Raw genomic sequence first — 18821 nt, forward strand, 5'->3', positions numbered from 1 at the left:
CCTTATTATTCAGGGTCGATCCAGCGCGGCCCGCGACACGGCGTTACTCCTTAAAAGGGTGACGTTGAATACCAGCAATTTCGGGACGAATGGCATATAGGTCTCCAGCGTCCGGATATTCGGCCAGTTCCGATGGCGTCATGGCAAAGCGCGCCGTGGTGACGTATAGCGTGCCCAGGTCTTCCCCGCCGAAGCAGCAACTGGTGGGGCGTGGCACAGGCATGACGATGCGATCGCTCATGCGTCCGCTGCTGTCATAGCGCAGTAGGCATCCACCGTTGAACTGGCAGACCCACACGCCCCCGGCTTGATCCAAAGCAATGCCATCGGGACGCCCCAACTCGGCGGGAGTTTCGGCAAACAGCGTCACGGCCCCCAGTGTGCCTTCCGCTGAATAGCTCGCCCGAAAGATCGAGCGTGCTACGGAATCGACAAAGAACAGCGTGTGCCCATCTTCTGACCAAGCCAAGCCATTGGGCAATGCCATGTCCCGGTAAATCACCTGGGCGTCCAACTTACAGTCGTAGCGGTAGAGCGCGCCGGTGTTGCGACTCGGCCCCTCGTCCATGAGGCCGGTGACAAAGCGCCCCTGCGGGTCGCAGGCGCCATCGTTGAACCGATAGCTCGCCCCGTCGTGGACAGCAGCGGAGTGCTTGCAGACCAAACCGCTGCCGACATCGAGAAGGGCAACGCTGGCATCTTCGGTGAAGATCAGATTACTTCTGTCGGTCAACGCCAGGGCGCCAATGCGAGCCCTCGATTGATAGAGGGTTTCCAACCGTCCCTGCCGGGTCAGGGCATTGATCCTGCCTGCGGAGATATCGACGAAGTACAAAAGATCGTTGCGCTCATCCCAGACCGGGCTCTCACCAAGATCTGCGCAAGCGTGAGCGACCTTGTGCAACCGATGATGGTCACGCATCGTCAAATTCCTTGATGCGATGCCAGTGGCGGGCGACTTCTTCCACACTCGCACACGCGATCCGTGCCAAGTCCGTAGGGTAGGCGACGCCGGGATTCTCGCAAAAGCGGGTGGCAGTGAACTGGCCGTTGCTGGCGCGCAGGATGACGCCCGTGTCTTGGCACCAAGAACTGGCCAGATATAGCACTCCGGGAGCGACCCACTCGGGCTTGAGGTTTTCAGGTGGCTGCGTTATCCCCCACATGCGGGTCTTGGCAACGGGGGAGATTGCGTTGACAAGGATGCCATGCTCAGCGCCCTCCATGCTCAAGGCATTCATGATGCCCACTTGGGCCATTTTTCCGGCGGCATAAGCGACCAGGCCCGGCTGCGCGTACCGTTGGTACATGGCGCGGTCGGATGTGGTCAACACGATCCGCGCTGACGAGGAGCGTTGCAGGTGTTTCCAGGCATGTTTGCTCAACCAGATCGGCGCACGCACGTTTATACCGAGGACGCGCTCAAGGAAATCTTCTTGTTGCTCGTCGACGGGCTGGTAATCGACCCAGCCGGCGTTGTGAATCAGGATATCCAGCGCACCGAATTGCTCGATTGCCAACTCCACGAGTTGTTTGCAGTCGGCCTCCTGATCCAGGCGTCCGCTGTGCGCAATCAATTGCCCGTCGTCGGCCTGCAAGGCGCGCGCTGCCTCGGTTATCATGCCTTGATCGGCGCCCTCACCGGCCCGGCCAGTACCCAAGTCGCTGATGACGACTCGTGCGCCGCGGTCGAGCAATGCCTTGGCATAGGCTCGCCCAAGCCCCTGACCGGCACCCGTGACGATGGCAACCTTGTCTTTGAAAAGCATCTCCACAGGCTGATATTTCATCGTGAACCTCCGTAAATGCCACGATGATGGGACGGCCAAGCGGGACTGTAAAATATATTGTTTGTACTAAAACAATATCTACCAAGTCTTAATCGAGGGTGGCAATGCCATTGCACCTCGCACCTCGTCAATCAACCTGTCGCGGATCGTGGAAGACGTGTGCTCCTTCCATACCATCAGCAGATCCACATGCCGCAGCGTATCCGGCGCCTTGACCTGTATTGGCCGAAACACCACGTTCTCGCGCCTCTCCTGCGCCAACGAGGCCGGCAGCAGCGCAACGCCGAAGCCAGCGGCTACCAACGCCACCAGCGTCTGCAACTGCCGAGCCTGTTGGGCAATGCGCGGCATAAAGCCTGCTGCCTCACAAAGCTGGACGAGCTGGTCATGAAAACCTTGACCCAGATGCCGGGGCGAGGACACAAAGGCGTCATCCTGAAGGGCGGCCAGCGAGATGGTTTTGCGATGTGCAAGACGGTGCGTAGTAGGCAACGCGACCATGATCGGTTCTCGCAGAATGGATTCGAAGCGCAAGCCTGGCGCCGTCCTGCCCGGTGGCCTCATGAAGCCGAGGTCGGCGCGGCCATGTTCCAGCGCTTCAACCTGTTCCCGTGTCGTGGCTTCCTGCATCGTGAAGGAGACAGCAGGAAACGCCGAGCGGAAGCGACTTAGCGCGCACAGCAATGCGCCATAGGGAGCGATGTTGATGAAGGTCAGGGTGAGATGACCTTCGACGCCCTGTGCCACGCGCCGGGTCTTTTCGACGCTCTCATCAAGAAGCCCCAGTACCTTTTTGGCCGACTCCAGGAAGGCCGCTCCGGCAGGCGTGAGCGACACGCTGCGATTGGTGCGCTCGAACAGGGGAGCGCCGATCTCCTGCTCCAGCCTGCGAATGGCCTGACTCAACGGTGGCTGCGCCATGTGGAGCCGTTCCGCAGCGCGATTGAAGTGCAGTTCCTCTGCGACGGCGATGAACTGGTGAAGCAATCGAGTTTCAATCATAAGGATTCAATGCATATCAATGCACATATTTTAATACCAATAAAATATCATTTATAAGTAAGTTGTCGTGGAGCCGTTTTCACTTTTATCACCCAATAGAGTTGATGCTTGCCAATAGGCATCCTCATCGCGGCCCTTCGGATACGGAAGCTGGTGCAGATGCTGGGGGCGCTGCGGAACTGCTGATTTGCACGACAATCATCCCAAGCAGGATCAAGGCAACACCCGCGAAACGACCCAACCCAATCGGCTTGGGCGCCAGCCCCATCAAGCCGTAATGGTCGATCAGCAGCGAAGCCAGCATCTGGCCCGCAATGACGCTGACGATGAAGCTGGCTGCGCCCAGCTTGGGCGTCAATACGAGCGCAGCGGTGATATAGGCCACGCCAGCCACGCCGCCCAGCCACCACCATGTCGGCCCCTGTGCCGCAGCACCCAAAGCCGGTGCCGGAACGCGCATCAGCAGCATCAAGGGCACGACGACCAGCACGCTGACCGTCAGCGAAGACAGGGTCGCCCACAACGGATGCCCCAGAGCACGCCCCAATGCGGCGTTGCTTCCGGCCTGGAATGGCACGGCAGCACCCGCCACCACGGCAATCACCATCGGAAGCAGGCTGGAGAGAGAAGTTGGCCAATGCATACGGAAGACCTCCACAGATGAAAGAAAGAACGCTTCGTATGTTTATGTATTCATGCTAAGAATGGAAATTCTTATACAGCACATGCACTATTCGTCTTATGGATGATCTCCGCCGCATTGACCTCAACCTGCTGCTGACGCTTCATGCGCTACTGGCGGAAAAACACGTAACCCGCGCTGCATTGCGTTTGCACAAGAGCCAGCCGGCCGTCAGCCATGCACTGGCGCAGTTGCGTGACGTCTTCAAAGATCCGTTGCTGACGCGGCGTGGTGGCGGCATGGTCTTGACGCCGCGCGCGCAGGAATTGCTGCAACCTCTGGAAGCTGCCTTGGGGCAGCTGAACGCACTTCTGCATGAGGGCGAATTCGACCCCTCGCAGGCTGCGCGCCGCTTTCGCGTCGCCTTGTCCGACTACGCAGCACATCTACTCCTGCCAGCGCTGGTGAGGCGGCTGCGCACGCAGGCTCCCCGAATTGATCTGGCGATCAGTCAAGCCAGCCGCGAAGCCATGCTCGCACAGCTTGCTGACGGCGAAATCGACCTGGCGCTTGGTGTCTTCCCGCAAGCCCCCCAGGAAATCGTGTGCGAACCACTATTCGAGGAACACTTCATCAGTGTTGGCGATAGGCAATCGCTACCGCCGCGTGGTGAACTGCCACTACAAGAATGGCTGTCACGCCCGCATGTGCTGGTTGCTGTGAGGCCGGATACTGAAGACGAAATCGACGCATCTCTGAAAGCCAAGGGGATGCGCCGTCATGTGGCCCTGGTACTGCCTCATTGGAGTGCTTCGACAAAAGTCCTTGCTGGTACAGACTTGATCTTGACCGTTGCAAGCCGGACGCTGGAAAACGTCCCTAGGAGCAAAGGTTTGAAGCTGTTCAGACCACCGCTTGATCTGCCCCGTTTCGCATTTCAACAGGCATGGCATATGAGGCGGCACAACGATCCAGCACATTGTTGGCTCCGAGGTGTTGTTCTGGATTGCAGCCAGCCCACTTGCAGCGTTTGAAGTTAAAGAAGATTGATCAAATTGCTGGCCCCCGCTGTCGTCCAATCTCCGCCGACACGCCACCGTCGCCCATCGTTGCGGCAAGCTGCTGCCCCAGCCGCTGTTCGATCACTGGCTTCCACGACACCAGGCTGAATCCCATGCCGTCATTGAGCATCGCGAAGCGTCCGCTTCTACAGCTAAAACTTCGGCGCCGTCTCCGGCGGGGTATACGGTGTGTTCCCATCGCCAAGGAAGCGTCGGTTCGTGGCCTCGGGCACTCGGTTGCACAGCACATCGCCCATCGTTGGCCGCTCGGCTTTGCACTGCCGACGCAGTTCCTGCAAGCGTTCGGGATCGGCGGCCAGCTCTTCCACCGTTGGTACAGCAGCCTGCTGCGGGGCTTCGGATTGATCGCAGGCGATCAGTGTCGCGACCAGCAGGAACGGGGCGATCTGCTTCATAACTCGATTTCCTCCTGGGCATCAGGTTCAAGCGGCGGCGTGGGTCTGCCGCCATCGGGCGCCTCAATGGCCTGCACGCGCTCGATGAAGCGTGACAGCACCTCCGAGGACTCGCCTTCGAGTCGCAGCAGGTAGGTCGTCAGCAAGGGTGAGCGGCCCGCCAGCGGTCGGGCGACCACGCCGGGTTCGCGGCTGGCCGCGATGTGCGGTGCCTCCGCCAGCCCCAACGCGAAGCCGGCCGACACCAGCGCCGTCGTACAGATCGTCATGAAGACCCTTGATCTGCTGCGACAGAGGCACCTCGAACAGACGGATCTCGACCTCGGGCTCCTCCTGTCGGCACAGCGCCAGCAAGGTCGGCAGGCGCGATGGCGTTATGACATCATACAGCGCGATGCGCAGCTGGCCATGAAAGCCGTTGGTCGCTGCCTTTACGCTGTCACGGGCCTGCTGCAAGGCAGTAAAGATGCGCGGCACATGCTCAAGGAACAGCTTGCCCGCACGGGTCAACCGGGTACTGCGGCTAGTGCGGACGAACAACTGTTCACCCAGGTCTTCTTCCAGTTCCTTGATGGTGCGCGCCAGCGGCGACTGCTCGATGTGCAGCCGCTCGGCGACGACCACGAAGCAACGAAGATGCCTGAACTCGACAGCGTCCCCTCACTCGGGCAACTTACGCGGTAGCCAGAGCCAAGCCACCACCCCGGCCAGGAACGTCAGCAACCCGCCCACGCCCACGGCCCAATGCAGCCCCGACAGGAATGCCTCCTTGCCTTGCAACACGCCTTGCGCCGTAAGGCCCAGATGGCCTAGCGTTTCGTTCAACGTCCCGGCCACGCCCGGCCCGGACAGCCGAAAGACCAGCGCCGCCAGCGAACCCAGCAAGGTGATGCCCAGCGCATTGCCAATCTCATTGCTGGTCTCGGCAATCGAGCCGGCCGCCCCGGCGCGTTCGCTCGGCACCGCCGACACCGCAATCTCGGCTACTAGGCTGAAAGACAGCCCATAGCCGACACCCGCGATCACTGTGGAGGCGACGAACGCGAGCGCGCCGGCTTCGGTGGTGGTACACAACAGCAGGAACACGCCTGCGCTGATGAGCAAGTGCGTCGCTACCAGCGCCGCCTTGCGGCCAATGCGCTCGACGATGTGGTTGGTGCCCACGCAGGTGGCCATCAGCACCGCCGCGCCCGGCAAGGTCAGCAGCGCCGCCATGAAGACCTCGTGGCCCAGCACCGATTGCAGGTAGATGCCTGACAGATAGCTTGCCGCCGACCAGACAACCAGCGACAGCAAGCCGGTCAGGATGGCGATGGAGAAAACCCGATCTTTGAACAGTCCCAAGTCCAGCAAGGGATAGGCAAGCCGCGTCTGCCTGCGCAGAAAGAACGCCAGCGCCAGCAGGCCGATCATGCCCGCCAGGGCCTGCGGCAAGGCGATGCCCGTAGCCGCCGCGCTCTTGATGGCATAAGTGAACAATAGGATGCCGACAAAGGACAGCAACAGGCTCGGTATGTCGATGCTGCCGTAGCGCGTCACGCGCACTTCGCGCAGCAGGATCGGTGCGGCCAGCAAGAAGACCAGCACGACAGGCACGTTGATCAGGAACACCGTGCCCCAATCGAAGCGTTGCAGCAGCAATCCGCCAATGAGCGGCCCGATGGCAAAGCCCGCCGCGAACATTGCTGCAAAGATGCCGATGGCCCGCGCGCGCTGGCGCGGATCGGGGAACAGGGCACTGACGATGGCTAGCCCAGACGGCAGCAGCGTGGCACCGCCCAGCCCCATCAGTGCGCGACAGGCGATCAAATGCGCAGGCGTGGTCGCGTAAGCCGCGCCCAGCGAACCCAGGCCGAACACCAGGGCCCCCACCATCATCAACTTCAAGCGGCCATAGCGGTCGCCGATGTTGCCGAAGGTGATCAGCAGCGACCCGACGACGAAGCCGTAGATGTCGAGCATCCACAGTGCTTGATCGGCCGTGGGCGACAAAGCGGATGTCACGCGCGGCATGGCGAGGTACAGCACGGAGCCATCCATCGCCACCAACAGCACCAGGGCAAGAACGGTCAAAAGGCCAAGCCACGCCATGCGGTTGGCCGGGTATGAGGTGGAAGGCGTGTCGGTTTGCATGGTCATGGGCTCGCGGTCAGCCGCCGCCCGATTGCTCATCGGGCAGCGATTCAATATACTAAAGGTACATACTAATAGTAAGTTACCTTTGGTACATAACGATGTCAAGCCATTCGAGAAACCCTGCTGCTGCCGATTCACCACGCCGCCGCCTGTCGCGCGACGAGCGCCTGCGCCAACTGCTGGACGTGTCATGGCAACTAATCCGCGCCGAAGGTACGGACGCGCTGACCTTGGGACGGCTGGCCGAAGAGGCGCGCATTACCAAGCCGGTGGTCTATGACCACTTCGGCACGCGCAACGGATTGCTGGCGGTGCTGTATCAGGATTTCGACGTGCGCCAGACCGCGCTCATCGATGCGGCCATCGCAGCCAGCAAGCCCAGCCTGACCGACAAGGCCAGCGTCATCGCCGCCAGCTATATCGATTGTGTGCTGACCCAGGGGCGCGAGATTCCCGGCGTGCTGGCTGCGCTCGACGGCTCGCCGGAACTGGCAGCGGTCAAGCGCCAGTATCAGTACGCCTTTATCGAGAAGTGTCAGCGCGTCCTTGCTCCCTACGCTGGCCCGCAGGGCGTGCCGCTGGCCAGCCTGTGGGCGATGCTAGGCGCGGCCGATGCGCTGTCGCACGCCGCCGTTGCGGGAGACATCAACGAAACGCAGGCGCGGGACGAATTACGGGAAACCATTCTGGCGGTGGTCAAGCGAAGCAAATAAGAAAGTGACAGCTATCCAACGGAGGGCCGCGCTGTCGCCCAACCGCCCACGACACCCCGCCGCCGCGCACCGTTGCGGCGATCTGCAGCCCCAGTTGTGGTTCGATCACCGACTTCCACGGCACCAGGCTGAATCCCATGCCGACATCAAGCATCGCGTAGCGTCCGCTGGCAAGCATGACGTTGCGCCGGTAGATACCGCTCACGCGCTGTCCATTAGCCACGGGGCGATGCTCCAGCCCGGTTTCGGCGGCAATGTCCTTGGCAGCCTGCGCCAGCTCCCGATTGCGCAGCGTCATCAGCAGGTTGCGCGCCAGGATCACGCGCTGGCCCCTGCGCTCGGCCAGCCCCTGTTCGGCTAGGAAGTCGGCACGCTGCTGTAGGGCTTGCTTGGTGTCACTACCAAATCCCAGGTCGCCCAGTCCTCGTCCGCCGCCGATCAGTTGCTGGCCGAGCCAAGTCGCGCCGATCACCCGGGCCTGCCGCTCGATGGGCAGGTGCGATTTCAGCTCCACGGTTACGCCGTCCAGCCGTTGCGCATCGTACTGGCGGCCGCGCTCGGCCAGGTCGTCCGGCACCTTCCATAACCCTTCGGCCACGCGCTCCACGATGCCGGCCCGGCGCAGGGCTTCCAGCCGGCGAACGTGGGCCGCGACGACTTCCTGTGGGTCACGTCCGGCCTTGGACCGGCCTTGCTCGATCGCCAGGTGATGATCGGTGCGATACAGGCCATCGCTCGCCAGTGCGGCGATGTTCTTGTCGGCGGCCCGCATCTCGGCGGAGCCGCGCACCTCCACCACCGCGCCGGCTGGATAGTTCGCCAGCTCGTCGCGGCGTTCAAGGCGACGTAGTGGGCCTTGCCGTCCACGCCGTCGATGACCAGATAGCCGCGATCGGGCTCGTCGGCCACCGGCACGCCGTCGATGCGAACCTGACTGGCAACGATGCAAACGTGTTGCGGTGCAACTGCGCCCCCACGTTTGAGCAGCGGGAGACCAGCCGGCAGCCAGCGCCGCAGCGTCGGCCGGAAGCTGTGTCAAGACGATGCAGCCCACGGACAGCGGACGGGGCAGCGAGCCGGGCTTGTGGTCGAACGGTTCCACGCGATACCAACCGACCGCCACGCTGTCGGACGGGTTGTAGATCACACGCGGCGACGGTGTGCCGAAAGAGGCCCAGACCAATGCGGCAAAGCCGAAGACGGACAGGCCCGCCAGCACGAGGCGAGCGCGCAGGCGCGAGCCCTTTTTAACAACAAACGATTCAGGGAGCCGCTTTCAGCAACCCCAGCGATTCGAGCACATCATCTGCCTGCAGGTGCACATGCGGGCTGACCATCTTGCCGCCATGCTCCACCCAGCCCATGAAGTTCTCGCCGGCATCCCAGCCCAGCAGGCGCTGCACTTCCTCAGGCAGGGCCTTGAGGGTGTCGAAAGGTACTGACAGGTACTGATTCTCTTCCTGACGCACGCAACCCAGGTCGAGGCCCATGGTCAGGCCAGTACGAGGCTTGTCGCTGGAGTTGGTGCCACCGCCATGGTAGGTGGAGCCGATAAACAGCAACGCCGAACCCTGGGCCATTTCCGCATCCACGGTTTCTTCCGGCTGGGGGCAACGCTCGTCATCCCATTTGTGGCTGCCTGGAATCACCTTGGTGGCGCCGTTGGCTTCGGTGAATTCGGTCATCGCCAGCATGATCTGCAACCGCGCTTCACGACCATAATTAGGGTGACGCCAGAGGAAACTGGTGTCATCGCGGTGCAGCGGCTGTTTGCCTTGGCCTGGATGAATCTGAATGGCCTGGGTCATGCCGATCTGAATCTGCGGGGTTACCGTGGTGCGCTCCTGTCCAAACCAGACCGAAATCGGCTTTTGCAGGATCTGGCGCGCGGCGCCCAGGTACAGCGGCTGCATGACCACGTCCACCATGCGCTTGCAGCGCGCGAACAGTCGGCTGGCGCGGCGGGTGGAAGTGCCAACGAAGAAATTCTCGTGACCGAAGATCGAGGTATCCAGGGCCGCGTCGACTTCCTGCTTGAGTTCCTTGAACACCTCGGTGTCCAGAAAATCAGCGATGATTACACCACCGTCGCGCTCGATGATTTCCACCACCTGTTCAACGGAGGCGCTGCGCGGCAGCGTAACAAGGGAAGGCTTGGACATGGTCTGGTTCCTTGTATAAGAGGTCTGGTGAAAATATAGAGCTACCCCCCGGGGGCTCACAGGTGCGTGCCAGCCAAAAAAGCGGGGAGCAGCGGCCAGGGTCGGAAACTCCAGGTGACGCTGGTTTCGAACAGGCTGGAGCGATTGCTGTCGCCGCATATTCGCTTCGCGGCGTCGCCGGGCAGGGCCATGCTGTACAGCGCGCTGACTTCGCCGTGACCGCAGCCTTCGGCAGCTGCTACAGGATTGTCTGGCTTGCGAGCGAGCCGTTGAGGAACGGATTTGCGTAACCCCGGGTCAATGACGGACCTGGGAGCGGTATTGCGACGGCGTGCAACCGCTCCAGCGTTGGAACGCCCGGCGGAAGGCTGCCGGCTCGCTGAACCCCAAATCCTGGGCCACCCGCGTGATCGGCACCTGGCGCAACAGCAATTCCTGGGCGCGCTGGTACCGCGCCTCGCCCAGCAATTCATGAAAGCTGGTACCGGCGGCACGCAGGTGGCGCTGCAAGGTCTTGCTGGAGCAGGCCATGGAGGCCGCAATGTTGGTCAGCGAGGGCGAGGTGTCGAACCGCGCGCAGATGGCCGAGCGCACGTTGGCGAGAAAGTCCCGCGGGCTTTCCAGCCGCGACTGCAAGGTGGAACAGCGCGCCTTCATTTCCCGGTGGGAAACGGCATGGGCGCATGGCAGCGGATAGTCCAGCCAGCGTGCATCGAATGACAGGCTGTTGGGCTTTGAGGGATCGAACCGGACGGGGCAACTGAAATGCGCTTCATACGACCTGGCCACCGGCTGATCGATAGCGTTGAAGTTGACCCCCAACACCGGCAAGGGCCGATACAGCAAATCGGCGATGACACTCTGCAAGGCCGTCAGGCAAAACTCGATCGCCAGCCGGTGCAGCTTGTCCTCCATGGCGAAATTGGCGCTGACGGTCAACGACGCCACACCCTGCTCCTGCTCCAGGCCCAGGCTGAAACCAGTACCCAATGGCAGCGGGTAGTCAAAAAACAAGGCCAGCGCGGCGCGCAAATCGCTGCTCGAGAGCAAGGTGAATCCGAAGATGCCATAGGCGGCCAGGCGGCAGCGGCTGCCCAATTCCAGCCCCAGATGCCTGGCGCCGGTCAGGCGCAAGGCGTTGCGCAGGATCATCAACTCTTCGGCTGGAGTAATCAGCTTGTCGGGATCTTCCAGATCCTGAGGCAGGACCTCGGTACCCGCCAGCAGGCTGGCGGTGCCATGCCCCAACCCGCTGGTATAGGCGTCGACCAGTGCAATGAAGTGCAAGGTGGCCAGTCGGTCGATGTCATCACAAAGCGTCGGCATGGGTCACTCGTCCACTCGATGGGTTCGCCACAGAGCTTAAAGCCCTGCCGAGCCACCCCAACAGGTGAGCAATGACCTAAAAACGCAGGCGGGGTGGCCGCTTAGCCAGCACGGATCATGGTCAGCCACATCTGCAGCATGGTCGCCAGGGTTTCTTCCCACTGTTGCTCCAGGGCGCCGACTTGCTTGTTGTAGAACAGCAGACCTTCTATTTGCGACGCGATAAGCGTGGCGAAGATCTCCGAGCGCGGCACCGGCAACTGCGGGTTGACCTCGCGGATCAGGTTGGCCAGCGCCCGGCAGAATTCGCCGTAGATGGTCTTGAGATGGTCACCGATGGCTTTGTCATGTTCAGCCAAGGCCCAGCTCTGGAATGAAAACGATGCGATCCAGGGGTCGAGCGTCGCGGTCATGTCCTGGGAGATCACTTCGATCAACCGTTGCTCGGGCGTCATCGCCGTGTCTTCGGCAATCTCGACGAACTGGGTGACGAACACCTCGATCTTCGCCCGGATCATGGCCAGCAGCAGGTTTTCCGTGGTGCCACAGTAGTGCTGCAGGTTGCTCAGGCTGATGCCCATCTCGCCGGCCACGCGGCGCGCTGAAAATTGCGCGTAGCCATCGCGTACGAACAGCATGGCGGCCGTCTCGATAATCTCTTCGATGCGTTGGACACGTTTCTTTTCACGGGGGCTTGCTGTCCTCTCGAAAAGCAACTCGGCCCGTGAGGAACCACTAAACATCGCACAATGCTCCAAAGCGAGTATTTCCTGTTTGCAGCATGCCTGTGAGCTGCGCCACCACGCAATCCTGGTACGCCCACTGCGGCCCGACCTGCCGCAACTGCCACGGTATTGTCACGAAGATCCTTGACTTAGGTCGCATGACCGTATCTTATAGGTCGTGCGACCTTTAATCAAATCAAGGCGCCAAGCCACAAGAGCGAATCATCGCCATGCTTGCGCGGTACCCCCCCCCTGCTTTCGCCCCCCGGCCTGCCATAACCGAGTGAAACCGTATATTTCCAGCCTGGCGCTGGAGTTGCGTGTGGCAAGCCGATGAGGGCCGTGAGATGGTATCTGTAGACGCATCACCCATAACCGCGCAAGACAAGGTGTTCTCCACCGCCGAGTGGCAAGCGCTGCATGCTCGATATGCTGCCCCGGACGCCGTGCCTGAAACGCCCTTCACTCGCCTTTCCCTGGCCCAGTGGCTGGAAACCCTAACTAGCGCCTGCCAGCAGCATGCCGATCCGCTGCTGGCCCTGCGTGTTGGGCAGGGCATGCACCTGACGGCGTACGGCATGGTGGGGTTGGCCCTGCTGAGCAGCGCGACCCTGCGTGGCGCCCTGGAAGTGGCCAACCAGTTCGCAGTGCTGATGAACCTCAAGCACCGCCTGCACCTTGCGGTTGACGGTGAGTCAGCACACATTCTGCTGGCAGAGTCCTTTCCCCTGCTCGGGGCGGGCAGGCATTACTCGACGCTATTGGAGTCAGCCAAGATCCTGACGCTGCTGGGCGATATCCTGGGGCACGGCTTCAATGCCACCCAGGTCAACCTGAACCTGGCGGGCAGCGCCGATGACGCACAGGCCATTTCGCGCACCCTTGGAGCGCCCGCCTATCTCAACAGCAGCGAAAACCGTATTACCTTTCCCAGCGTGTTTGTCGATCAGCCGCTGCCGCAGTCCCATGCCATCACCCATCAGTCCTGCAAGGCGGTATGCCTGGACCAGATGAACGAACTCAGCCAGCGCTACGACCTGTGCTTCCAAGTACAGAAAATGCTGCTGGCCACCCCGGAGCGCATTCCAACGCTAACCGAAGTGGCCGCCCGCCTGCACCTGTCACCGCGCACCTTGCGCCGCAAGCTGGAGACCACTGACAGCTCCTACAACCAAATCCTGGAAGAGGTGCGAAAGAAGCTCGCGATCCGTTACCTGCTGGATACGCCGCTGACCACCGAGGCCATTTCGGAAAAGCTCAGCTACAGCGACGCGGCCAACTTTCGCCATGCATTCAAACGCTGGACCGGCACCGCACCGCGGGCATTCCGGGCGCAGTACCGTGACAGTGACTGGGTGATGCCGGCGTTGCACACGTTGCCAGGAGCGGCGGATACGACCCGTTTTGCGAGCCCGTCGCAAGCCTGAGGTTCCTTCAACAAAAAAGGCGTCCCAAGAGGATAATGCCAGTCAGTTAAGAAAATGTTCGGCTTTCTAATTTCAGAGAGGCTGATGGCCTATCGCGGGACAAGCCCGCTCGCCACCAGGCATATATCTTCGCTACAGCGCATACTGGTGGCGAGCGGGCTTGTCCCGCGATAGGCCATCAGCTTCTCTGAAGAAATTCGAGCCGAAGGCTGAGCGCCGGCATTTGAATCGACGACTTCCCTTAACTGACTGGCATTATCCCAAGAGGACGCCTTTTTCTTGCCCGTAGCCGTTGCCGCCAGCGGAGCCTGCGGCAGCGGCTACCGGTCACTTACAGCCCTACCGTGACCTTCTTCGCAGCCAACTGGGCCACATTGCGGTAGCCACCCCTCTCGCTCACCACCATTACCAGGCGCATGGCCAGGTAGTACGCCAGCACGCATGCCGCCAAGGTCGGCATGGTCGCCCCCACGTAGCGGAACGAGGCGCCAACCGCCAGGGTCAGCGGGTCAAATAGGGTGAGGTACACCGCAGCGCCAAACACAATGGTACCCATGGCCACCCAGTTCACTCCGCCCCAATACCAGTAGGCACCGCTGGAGTTCTTGACGAACAGGTGCGAAGGCACCACGGTCTGCCGGCGCAGCAACAGGTAATCCGTCAGCATCACCGCTGCCATCCCAGCGAAGATGGCGCTGTTGTAGGCCAACCAGTTCATCACATGGGCAATCAGCCATTGGGTATTGAAGGCCACCACCAAACCTGGCAACAGTAGCACCAGGATGATCATATCCCAGCGCATGCGGGCGAAGAAGCGGACCTGCTGCACCGAGACCCCGGCGAAGTAGAAGAAGCTGATCAGCGTACCCAGGTTGGCCAGCAGCAGCAGCGACACGATCACCGTGCCCAGGCCGTTGCCGGCGGTCTTGACCACCCACTCGGCAGGCTCGGTGGAACCGGTGGCCACGGCGGCCAGGGCGCCCACCGCCGTGGTAAACCCGGCACCGATCAATCCCGCTCCCAGCAACGACGGCGTGATGACGTGCTTGCGCCTGCGAATCAGCCGCGCAATGCCGCCGAAGAACGGCACGCTGGTCAAGGCGTTGGAGGCACCGAACTCCACGCCATAGGCCAGTTGCTGCAGGGGGTCATGGCTGTAGGCGAGCTTCGCATCGACATTGGTGTGCAGCAACGCACTCAGGCCGGTGTCGCGGGTGATCAGGTACAGCAATACACAGGCGATCACCAATACGGCGGGTGAGGTGTATCGGGTGAGCAGGGCTACCATGGCCGGGCCCTTGCGCAGCAGAATCCAAACCAGTGCCAGCATCAGCATAGAGACCAAGGCGACAAAGCCGTTGTCGATCTCGCCGCCGGGGTTGAACAGTATCTGCTGCAGGCGCCCGGCAGCCTGGCCGGTCATGGCAATCAGCACGAACGACCAGCCCAGGGTGGAGACCAAAATCAGCGCCAACAGCAACGCCGAGCCACGGGTACCCATGGAGCTTTTCGCCGCGTCGACCGGATCCACGCCATGGCGATAACAGATCATCCCGGCCGCCAGGTAGGTAGGCACCAGCCCGACGATCAGGCCGATCAGGTAACCGGCAATACCGATGGAGGTATTACCGATAAAGGCGATCGAGGCCCCGAACAGGTAGTTGAAGCTGGCCGCACCGATGGCCATGCAGGCGGCCAACAGCGATCCGAAATTACTGTAGAGCCGGTCAGTCCCCTGCACGGGCAACCGCCCGGCCAGGGACTCTCGCGACATTGCACTGCTCACATCCGCACCCGACTTGCTCATGGAATTCCCCTGCTGAAGCATTCACAACACAGGCTCGAATTATGCGGAGGCAGCTAGCGCCCAACAGGTGCGGCGCGGCCAAATTACCGGTGATCGCACACAAACGAAAAAGCCCCGGCAGCAAGCCGGGGCCTTCGTCCGAAACCAACCCTGTAACAGTGGCCGCCCTGTGGGAGCGGGTTCTACCCGCCAACACTACACCCGATGCGCCTGACGGACCGCGATGCTCTTTTTCGCGGGCAGAGTCCGCTCCCATAAAAAAGACAGTTGCTCCCACGCCAAGGCAGTTGCTGCCACGGGGCATTCCTACAGGCCGACCGTCACCTTCTTCGCCCTCCACTGGGCAAGGTTGCGATACCCCCCTTCTCGCTCGTCGCGATCACCAGGCGCATGGCCGCGTAATACGCCACGATGCACCCGGTGGCCACGGCCGCCGGCGCGCCCACGGCGGTAGTGAAGCCTACGCCCACGATTCCCGCGTCCAGGAGGCACGGGGTGATCAAGTGCTTGCACTTGCGGATCAGCCAGGCGATGCCACCGAAGAATGGGACGATGGTCAGAGCATTGGAGGCGCCGAACTCTACTCCATAGACCAGTTGCAACAACGGGTCGGTGGTGTAGGCCAGCTTCGCGTCGACATTGGGGTGCCATAGAGCCGAAAAGCTGGTTTCGCGGGTCACCAGGTAAAGCAGTACGGCTGCAATGATCAGCACCGCCGGCGAGGTGTAGCGCGTCAGCATCGCGACCATGGCCGGGCCCTTTCTGAGCAGGACATCGGTACCAGGGGTCATCATCAGGCCGATCATGTAGCCGGTGATACCGATGGCCTTATTGCCGATGAAACACGGTAGAGGGCAGGAATTCTGGAAAGTCGTTGTTATAAGCGCTGCGGCGTCCCGGCAGGTTGGGCCCTTTCGAGCCCGGTCATCCGCTTCCATCGGACACTTCGATAGGCGCCGGCCACCATCGGCAAACAGGTGTGCAGGGGACACTTTGCGGGATATTGCCCTCCCTCTGTCACCCTGTCGTCGAGTGGTCGCTCAGTCGAGGCGACGGAACACTTCGTACACGGCCGGCAGCTCGTCCGCCTCATGGCCGCGGGCGGCGGTGGTGGCCACATAGTCAGCGAACAGCTCCAGCAGGCGCGAATCAACCCCAGTGCTCCTGGCACGCTTGAGCAGGGATTGCACGCCCAGCATGTGCACGTGAATCGACGCTTCATTGCCCGAATAGTCCTGGGCGTCGATGGCCTCGATACTGCGTTTCCAGGTGCTTTCGATCACCGGTTTGAAGGCACTCAGGGCGATGCGGAAATCCTTGATGTCCACCTGCTCGGCCGCCAGCATCGACGCACTTTGCATCAGCGCGAAGGTATTGCCGTAGTACATCGTCAGCAGACTGCCGTCGAGCAGGTTGGCCGACGACGCCTTCGCTCCAACATAAGTCATGCGCCCGCCCAGCAGTGTCAGTGCTGCCTCATGACGCTCCCACACCGCCGCACTCCCGGACACCAGCAACATGCACTCAGGCCCGCCGACCTTGGTCGGGTAATCCATGATCGCTCCGTCCAGGTAGTCGACGCCAATCTCGGCGGCCCACTGGGCACCCTGCTCGGCCTCCTTGCCGTCGCCGGTGGTGAATTGCACCACGGTCTTGCCTTTGAGCAGGGCGCTGACACTGCCCTGGTGGAACAAGGCGTTACTGGTGGCGTAGTCGGCCAGGCAGACAATGATCAGTTCCGATGCGCTGATCGCCGCCTCGAAGCTTGGCGCGGCGATGGCGCCCAGGGCGGCCAGCGGCTCGGCCTTGGCTGGCGAACGGTTCCACACCGTGACCTGGTGACCTGCGTTGATAAACGGCGGCACCAGGGCTGCCCCCATTTGGCCCAGACCGATGAACGTTACCTTTGAACCCTTCATGCCCATTCCTCTTTGCTGGAAAAGATGCGCGGCGTCCACCGCACGGCACGAAGACTGTAGGCATCCCACACCCGGCAAAAAAGGTGAGCGGCGGCCAAGAAAGTCGGCCATTCAGGACAGCGGCCCGGATCTACCCGCCGTGGCCGCATTGCCGCCGAAACTTGGCCCCTGCTCACCTGTTGGGGGCCGCCACCCCAGCCCTACCATGAGGCCAACAGCAATAACCAGGCGGGCCCCGGCCCGTATCTCCATCCCTTGGAAGAGAGAGAGCGAACCATGAGCATTATCCTGGCAGAACACACCATGCTGAACGACCCCGCCCACGTGCGGCTGCCCTTTGATCCTAAATACAATCACGGCTCGGCCTTCATCAACGGCACCTACGTGGACCTGGACAACGCGGCCATTCCCATGGCTGACCTGGGCTTCACCCAGGCCGACGCCTGCTACGACGTGGTCAGCGTCAGCAAGGGCTACCTGTTTCGCCTGGAAGACCACCTGGAGCGCTTCGAAAGCGCCTGCGCCAAGTTTCAGCTGACCAACCCCTACACCAAGGCGCAGACCACCGAGATCCTCACCAACCTGATCAAGCAGGCCGGTGCCAAGGAAGCCTATGTGTGGTGGGCAGTGACCCGTGGCTTCATGCCCGACGGCGGCGAGCGCATCAACCCCAAGGCTTACGAAAACCGCTTCTACGCGTTCGTGGTGCCCTACGTGTTCATCGCCAATGACGAGCAGCGCGCCCGCGGCATTGACCTGATGGTCAGTAAGCAATTTATCCGCATCCCGCCCAAGGCCGTTGATCCCACCGCCAAGAACTTCCACTGGATGGATCTCAAGCTGGCCCTCTTCGAAGCAAAGGCCGCCGACAAGGAATGGTCGGTGCTGTGTGACGCCGACGGCTACCTGACCGAGGCCCCGGGCTCGAATATTTTCCTGATCAAGGACGGTGCACTGTACACCCCTGATTCCGGTTGCCTGGAAGGTATCACCCGCAAAACCACCCTGGAACTGGCCGCCCAGCTTGGCCTGCCGTTGCACGTGGAGCGCGTGCACGTGGAGCAACTGCTCAACGCCGACGAGGCGTTCCTGACCTCCACCGCTGGCGGCATCATGCCGGTCAACAGCGTGGATGACCGCGTGCTGGGCGGCAAGCCCGGCCCGGGTGCGCTGACCACCCAGCTGCACAACCAGTACTGGACCCAGCGCTGGGATGGCTGGCTCGGCACCGCCGTCGACTACAGCTCACCGGCTAGCGTTTAAACAGCCAACTGGGGGCTGACGCGGCTAGCCCCCTCCTCCTGCGTCTCTCTGCCCCGGAAGGTATTTTATGGCCAGCGCATTCAAGAAAATTACCCTCGACACCCCGAAAGAAGAAGTTCTGAAAATCCTCAAAGAGGATGCCGGGGTCATCATCAAAGGCATGCTCACCGCCGACCAGGTGGCGCGTTTCAATACAGAAATACAACCTGAGCTGGACAAGATTCCCGCGGGCTCGTCCAAGAGCAACGAAGGCGCCCAGGATTTTCATGGGGCCAATACCAAGCGCCTGACCAACCTGGTGACCCACAGCAAGACCTTCCGCGAAGAAATCATCGACCACGACAAGGTCCACCAACTGGCCCACGCCATTCTCAGCCCCTGGTGCGACACCTACTGGATGGGCACCGCTCAGGTCATCGAGATCGGCCCGGGCAACAAGGCCCAACCGCTGC

17 protein-coding genes and 4 pseudogenes are annotated in these 18821 nt (G+C 61.6%); 5 read left to right on the top strand and 16 right to left on the bottom strand.

The features are described from left to right. Positions 1–43: 43 nt before the first annotated feature. From G7009_RS16355 to G7009_RS16370, 4 genes are all read right to left on the bottom strand, one after another. Positions 44–922, bottom strand: coding sequence for an SMP-30/gluconolactonase/LRE family protein (locus G7009_RS16355; RefSeq protein ID WP_181131094.1), 879 nt, complete (start codon positions 920–922; stop codon positions 44–46). Then, the gene (locus G7009_RS16360; protein ID WP_181131118.1) at positions 915–1769 is read right to left on the bottom strand and encodes an SDR family NAD(P)-dependent oxidoreductase; all 855 of its coding nucleotides are present in this window, start codon (positions 1767–1769) and stop codon (positions 915–917) included. Before G7009_RS16360 ends, G7009_RS16355 begins: the two co-directional genes overlap by 8 nt. 99 nt (positions 1770–1868) lie before the next feature. Then, positions 1869–2792, bottom strand: a complete 924-nt coding sequence (locus tag G7009_RS16365; RefSeq protein WP_181131095.1) for a LysR family transcriptional regulator — start codon at positions 2790–2792, stop codon at positions 1869–1871. 124 nt (positions 2793–2916) lie between these two features. Further along, positions 2917–3435: a DMT family transporter gene (locus tag G7009_RS16370; RefSeq protein ID WP_181131096.1), complete on the bottom strand. Its 519-nt coding sequence runs from the start codon at positions 3433–3435 to the stop codon at positions 2917–2919. Between the two features lie 98 nt (positions 3436–3533). Here G7009_RS16370 and G7009_RS16375 point away from each other — a divergent pair, with 98 nt between their 5' ends. Beyond that, positions 3534–4448: a LysR family transcriptional regulator gene (locus G7009_RS16375; protein WP_181131097.1), complete on the top strand. Its 915-nt coding sequence runs from the start codon at positions 3534–3536 to the stop codon at positions 4446–4448. A gap of 16 nt (positions 4449–4464) precedes the next feature. Here the strand turns inward: G7009_RS16375 and G7009_RS16380 are convergent. The 4 genes and pseudogenes from G7009_RS16380 to G7009_RS16395 form a co-directional block, all read right to left on the bottom strand. Next, positions 4465–4641 (bottom strand): annotated as a pseudogene (locus tag G7009_RS16380) (DUF3363 domain-containing protein); the annotation flags it as partial. Beyond that, positions 4628–4891, bottom strand: coding sequence for an entry exclusion lipoprotein TrbK (locus tag G7009_RS16385; protein ID WP_181131098.1), 264 nt, complete (start codon positions 4889–4891; stop codon positions 4628–4630). The pseudogene G7009_RS16380 and the gene G7009_RS16385, both read right to left, overlap by 14 nt. Then, positions 4888–5515: pseudogene (locus tag G7009_RS16390) on the bottom strand (LysR family transcriptional regulator). The gene G7009_RS16385 and the pseudogene G7009_RS16390 overlap by 4 nt, the downstream one beginning before the upstream one ends. A 36-nt stretch (positions 5516–5551) precedes the next feature. Next, positions 5552–7030: an MFS transporter gene (locus G7009_RS16395; RefSeq protein ID WP_181131099.1), complete on the bottom strand. Its 1479-nt coding sequence runs from the start codon at positions 7028–7030 to the stop codon at positions 5552–5554. Positions 7031–7125: 95 nt separating this feature from the next. On the opposite strand from G7009_RS16395, the gene G7009_RS16400 reads away from it, so the two are divergent. Continuing rightward, on the top strand, positions 7126–7740 hold the full coding sequence (locus G7009_RS16400; RefSeq protein ID WP_181131100.1) for a TetR/AcrR family transcriptional regulator: 615 nt from the start codon (positions 7126–7128) through the stop codon (positions 7738–7740). Here the strand turns inward: G7009_RS16400 and G7009_RS16405 are convergent. The 5 genes and pseudogenes from G7009_RS16405 to G7009_RS16425 all read right to left on the bottom strand — a co-directional run. Next, positions 7724–8649: pseudogene (locus G7009_RS16405) on the bottom strand (DUF3363 domain-containing protein); the annotation flags it as partial. The gene G7009_RS16400 and the pseudogene G7009_RS16405 overlap by 17 nt on opposite strands. After that, a pseudogene (locus G7009_RS16410) lies at positions 8644–8959 on the bottom strand (S26 family signal peptidase); the annotation flags it as partial. The pseudogenes G7009_RS16410 and G7009_RS16405, both read right to left, overlap by 6 nt. Before the next feature lie 43 nt (positions 8960–9002). Further along, positions 9003–9902 carry a phytanoyl-CoA dioxygenase family protein gene (locus tag G7009_RS16415; RefSeq protein ID WP_181131101.1) on the bottom strand — a complete coding sequence of 300 codons (900 nt, stop codon included), beginning with the start codon at positions 9900–9902 and terminating at the stop codon, positions 9003–9005. A 297-nt stretch (positions 9903–10199) separates the two neighbouring features. Then, entirely contained in the window at positions 10200–11228 is a 1029-nt protein-coding gene (locus G7009_RS16420; RefSeq protein ID WP_181131102.1) for an AraC family transcriptional regulator, read from the bottom strand. Between the two features lie 101 nt (positions 11229–11329). After that, entirely contained in the window at positions 11330–11866 is a 537-nt protein-coding gene (locus tag G7009_RS16425; protein WP_181131103.1) for a TetR/AcrR family transcriptional regulator, read from the bottom strand. A 434-nt stretch (positions 11867–12300) separates the two neighbouring features. Here G7009_RS16425 and G7009_RS16430 point away from each other — a divergent pair, with 434 nt between their 5' ends. After that, complete coding sequence (locus tag G7009_RS16430; protein WP_181131104.1) at positions 12301–13380, top strand: helix-turn-helix domain-containing protein; 1080 nt, start codon at positions 12301–12303, stop codon at positions 13378–13380. Between the two features lie 331 nt (positions 13381–13711). Here the strand turns inward: G7009_RS16430 and G7009_RS16435 are convergent, their stop codons facing one another. The 3 genes from G7009_RS16435 to G7009_RS16445 form a co-directional block, all read right to left on the bottom strand. Continuing rightward, entirely contained in the window at positions 13712–15187 is a 1476-nt protein-coding gene (locus G7009_RS16435) for a cytosine permease (RefSeq protein WP_181131105.1), read from the bottom strand. Between the two features lie 320 nt (positions 15188–15507). Continuing rightward, positions 15508–15981 (bottom strand): hypothetical protein, encoded by a 474-nt coding sequence (locus tag G7009_RS16440; protein WP_181131106.1) that lies wholly within the window; start codon positions 15979–15981, stop codon positions 15508–15510. 246 nt (positions 15982–16227) lie between these two features. Continuing rightward, a complete protein-coding gene (locus G7009_RS16445) occupies positions 16228–17217 on the bottom strand; it encodes an NAD(P)-dependent oxidoreductase (protein WP_308813331.1) in 990 nt (329 codons plus the stop codon). A 165-nt stretch (positions 17218–17382) separates the two neighbouring features. On the opposite strand from G7009_RS16445, the gene G7009_RS16450 reads away from it, so the two are divergent. Both G7009_RS16450 and G7009_RS16455 read left to right on the top strand, forming a co-directional pair. Beyond that, on the top strand, positions 17383–18369 hold the full coding sequence (locus G7009_RS16450; protein WP_181131108.1) for an aminotransferase class IV: 987 nt from the start codon (positions 17383–17385) through the stop codon (positions 18367–18369). Between the two features lie 67 nt (positions 18370–18436). Continuing rightward, positions 18437–18821: phytanoyl-CoA dioxygenase family protein (locus G7009_RS16455; RefSeq protein WP_181131109.1), on the top strand; the 385-nt coding region annotated here is incomplete at its 3' end.

Source organism: Pseudomonas capeferrum, assembly GCF_013523055.1.
In the GTDB taxonomy this organism is placed as follows: Bacteria; Pseudomonadota; Gammaproteobacteria; order Pseudomonadales; family Pseudomonadaceae; genus Aquipseudomonas; species Aquipseudomonas capeferrum_A.

Excerpts from the sequence above, each read along its gene's own strand:
- G7009_RS16355 (WP_181131094.1), bottom strand. The coding sequence starts at position 922 with ATGCGTGACCATCATCGGTTGCACAAGGTCGCTCACGCTTGCGCAGAT.
- G7009_RS16360 (WP_181131118.1), bottom strand. The coding sequence starts at position 1,769 with ATGCTTTTCAAAGACAAGGTTGCCATCGTCACGGGTGCCGGTCAGGGG.
- G7009_RS16365 (WP_181131095.1), bottom strand. The coding sequence starts at position 2,792 with ATGATTGAAACTCGATTGCTTCACCAGTTCATCGCCGTCGCAGAGGAA.
- G7009_RS16370 (WP_181131096.1), bottom strand. The coding sequence starts at position 3,435 with ATGCATTGGCCAACTTCTCTCTCCAGCCTGCTTCCGATGGTGATTGCC.
- G7009_RS16375 (WP_181131097.1), top strand. The coding sequence starts at position 3,534 with ATGGATGATCTCCGCCGCATTGACCTCAACCTGCTGCTGACGCTTCAT.
- G7009_RS16385 (WP_181131098.1), bottom strand. The coding sequence starts at position 4,891 with ATGAAGCAGATCGCCCCGTTCCTGCTGGTCGCGACACTGATCGCCTGC.
- G7009_RS16395 (WP_181131099.1), bottom strand. The coding sequence starts at position 7,030 with ATGACCATGCAAACCGACACGCCTTCCACCTCATACCCGGCCAACCGC.
- G7009_RS16400 (WP_181131100.1), top strand. The coding sequence starts at position 7,126 with ATGTCAAGCCATTCGAGAAACCCTGCTGCTGCCGATTCACCACGCCGC.
- G7009_RS16415 (WP_181131101.1), bottom strand. The coding sequence starts at position 9,902 with ATGTCCAAGCCTTCCCTTGTTACGCTGCCGCGCAGCGCCTCCGTTGAA.
- G7009_RS16420 (WP_181131102.1), bottom strand. The coding sequence starts at position 11,228 with ATGCCGACGCTTTGTGATGACATCGACCGACTGGCCACCTTGCACTTC.
- G7009_RS16425 (WP_181131103.1), bottom strand. The coding sequence starts at position 11,866 with ATGCTGTTCGTACGCGATGGCTACGCGCAATTTTCAGCGCGCCGCGTG.
- G7009_RS16430 (WP_181131104.1), top strand. The coding sequence starts at position 12,301 with ATGGTATCTGTAGACGCATCACCCATAACCGCGCAAGACAAGGTGTTC.
- G7009_RS16435 (WP_181131105.1), bottom strand. The coding sequence starts at position 15,187 with ATGAGCAAGTCGGGTGCGGATGTGAGCAGTGCAATGTCGCGAGAGTCC.
- G7009_RS16440 (WP_181131106.1), bottom strand. The coding sequence starts at position 15,981 with ATGATGACCCCTGGTACCGATGTCCTGCTCAGAAAGGGCCCGGCCATG.
- G7009_RS16445 (WP_308813331.1), bottom strand. The coding sequence starts at position 17,217 with ATGGCCGACTTTCTTGGCCGCCGCTCACCTTTTTTGCCGGGTGTGGGA.
- G7009_RS16450 (WP_181131108.1), top strand. The coding sequence starts at position 17,383 with ATGAGCATTATCCTGGCAGAACACACCATGCTGAACGACCCCGCCCAC.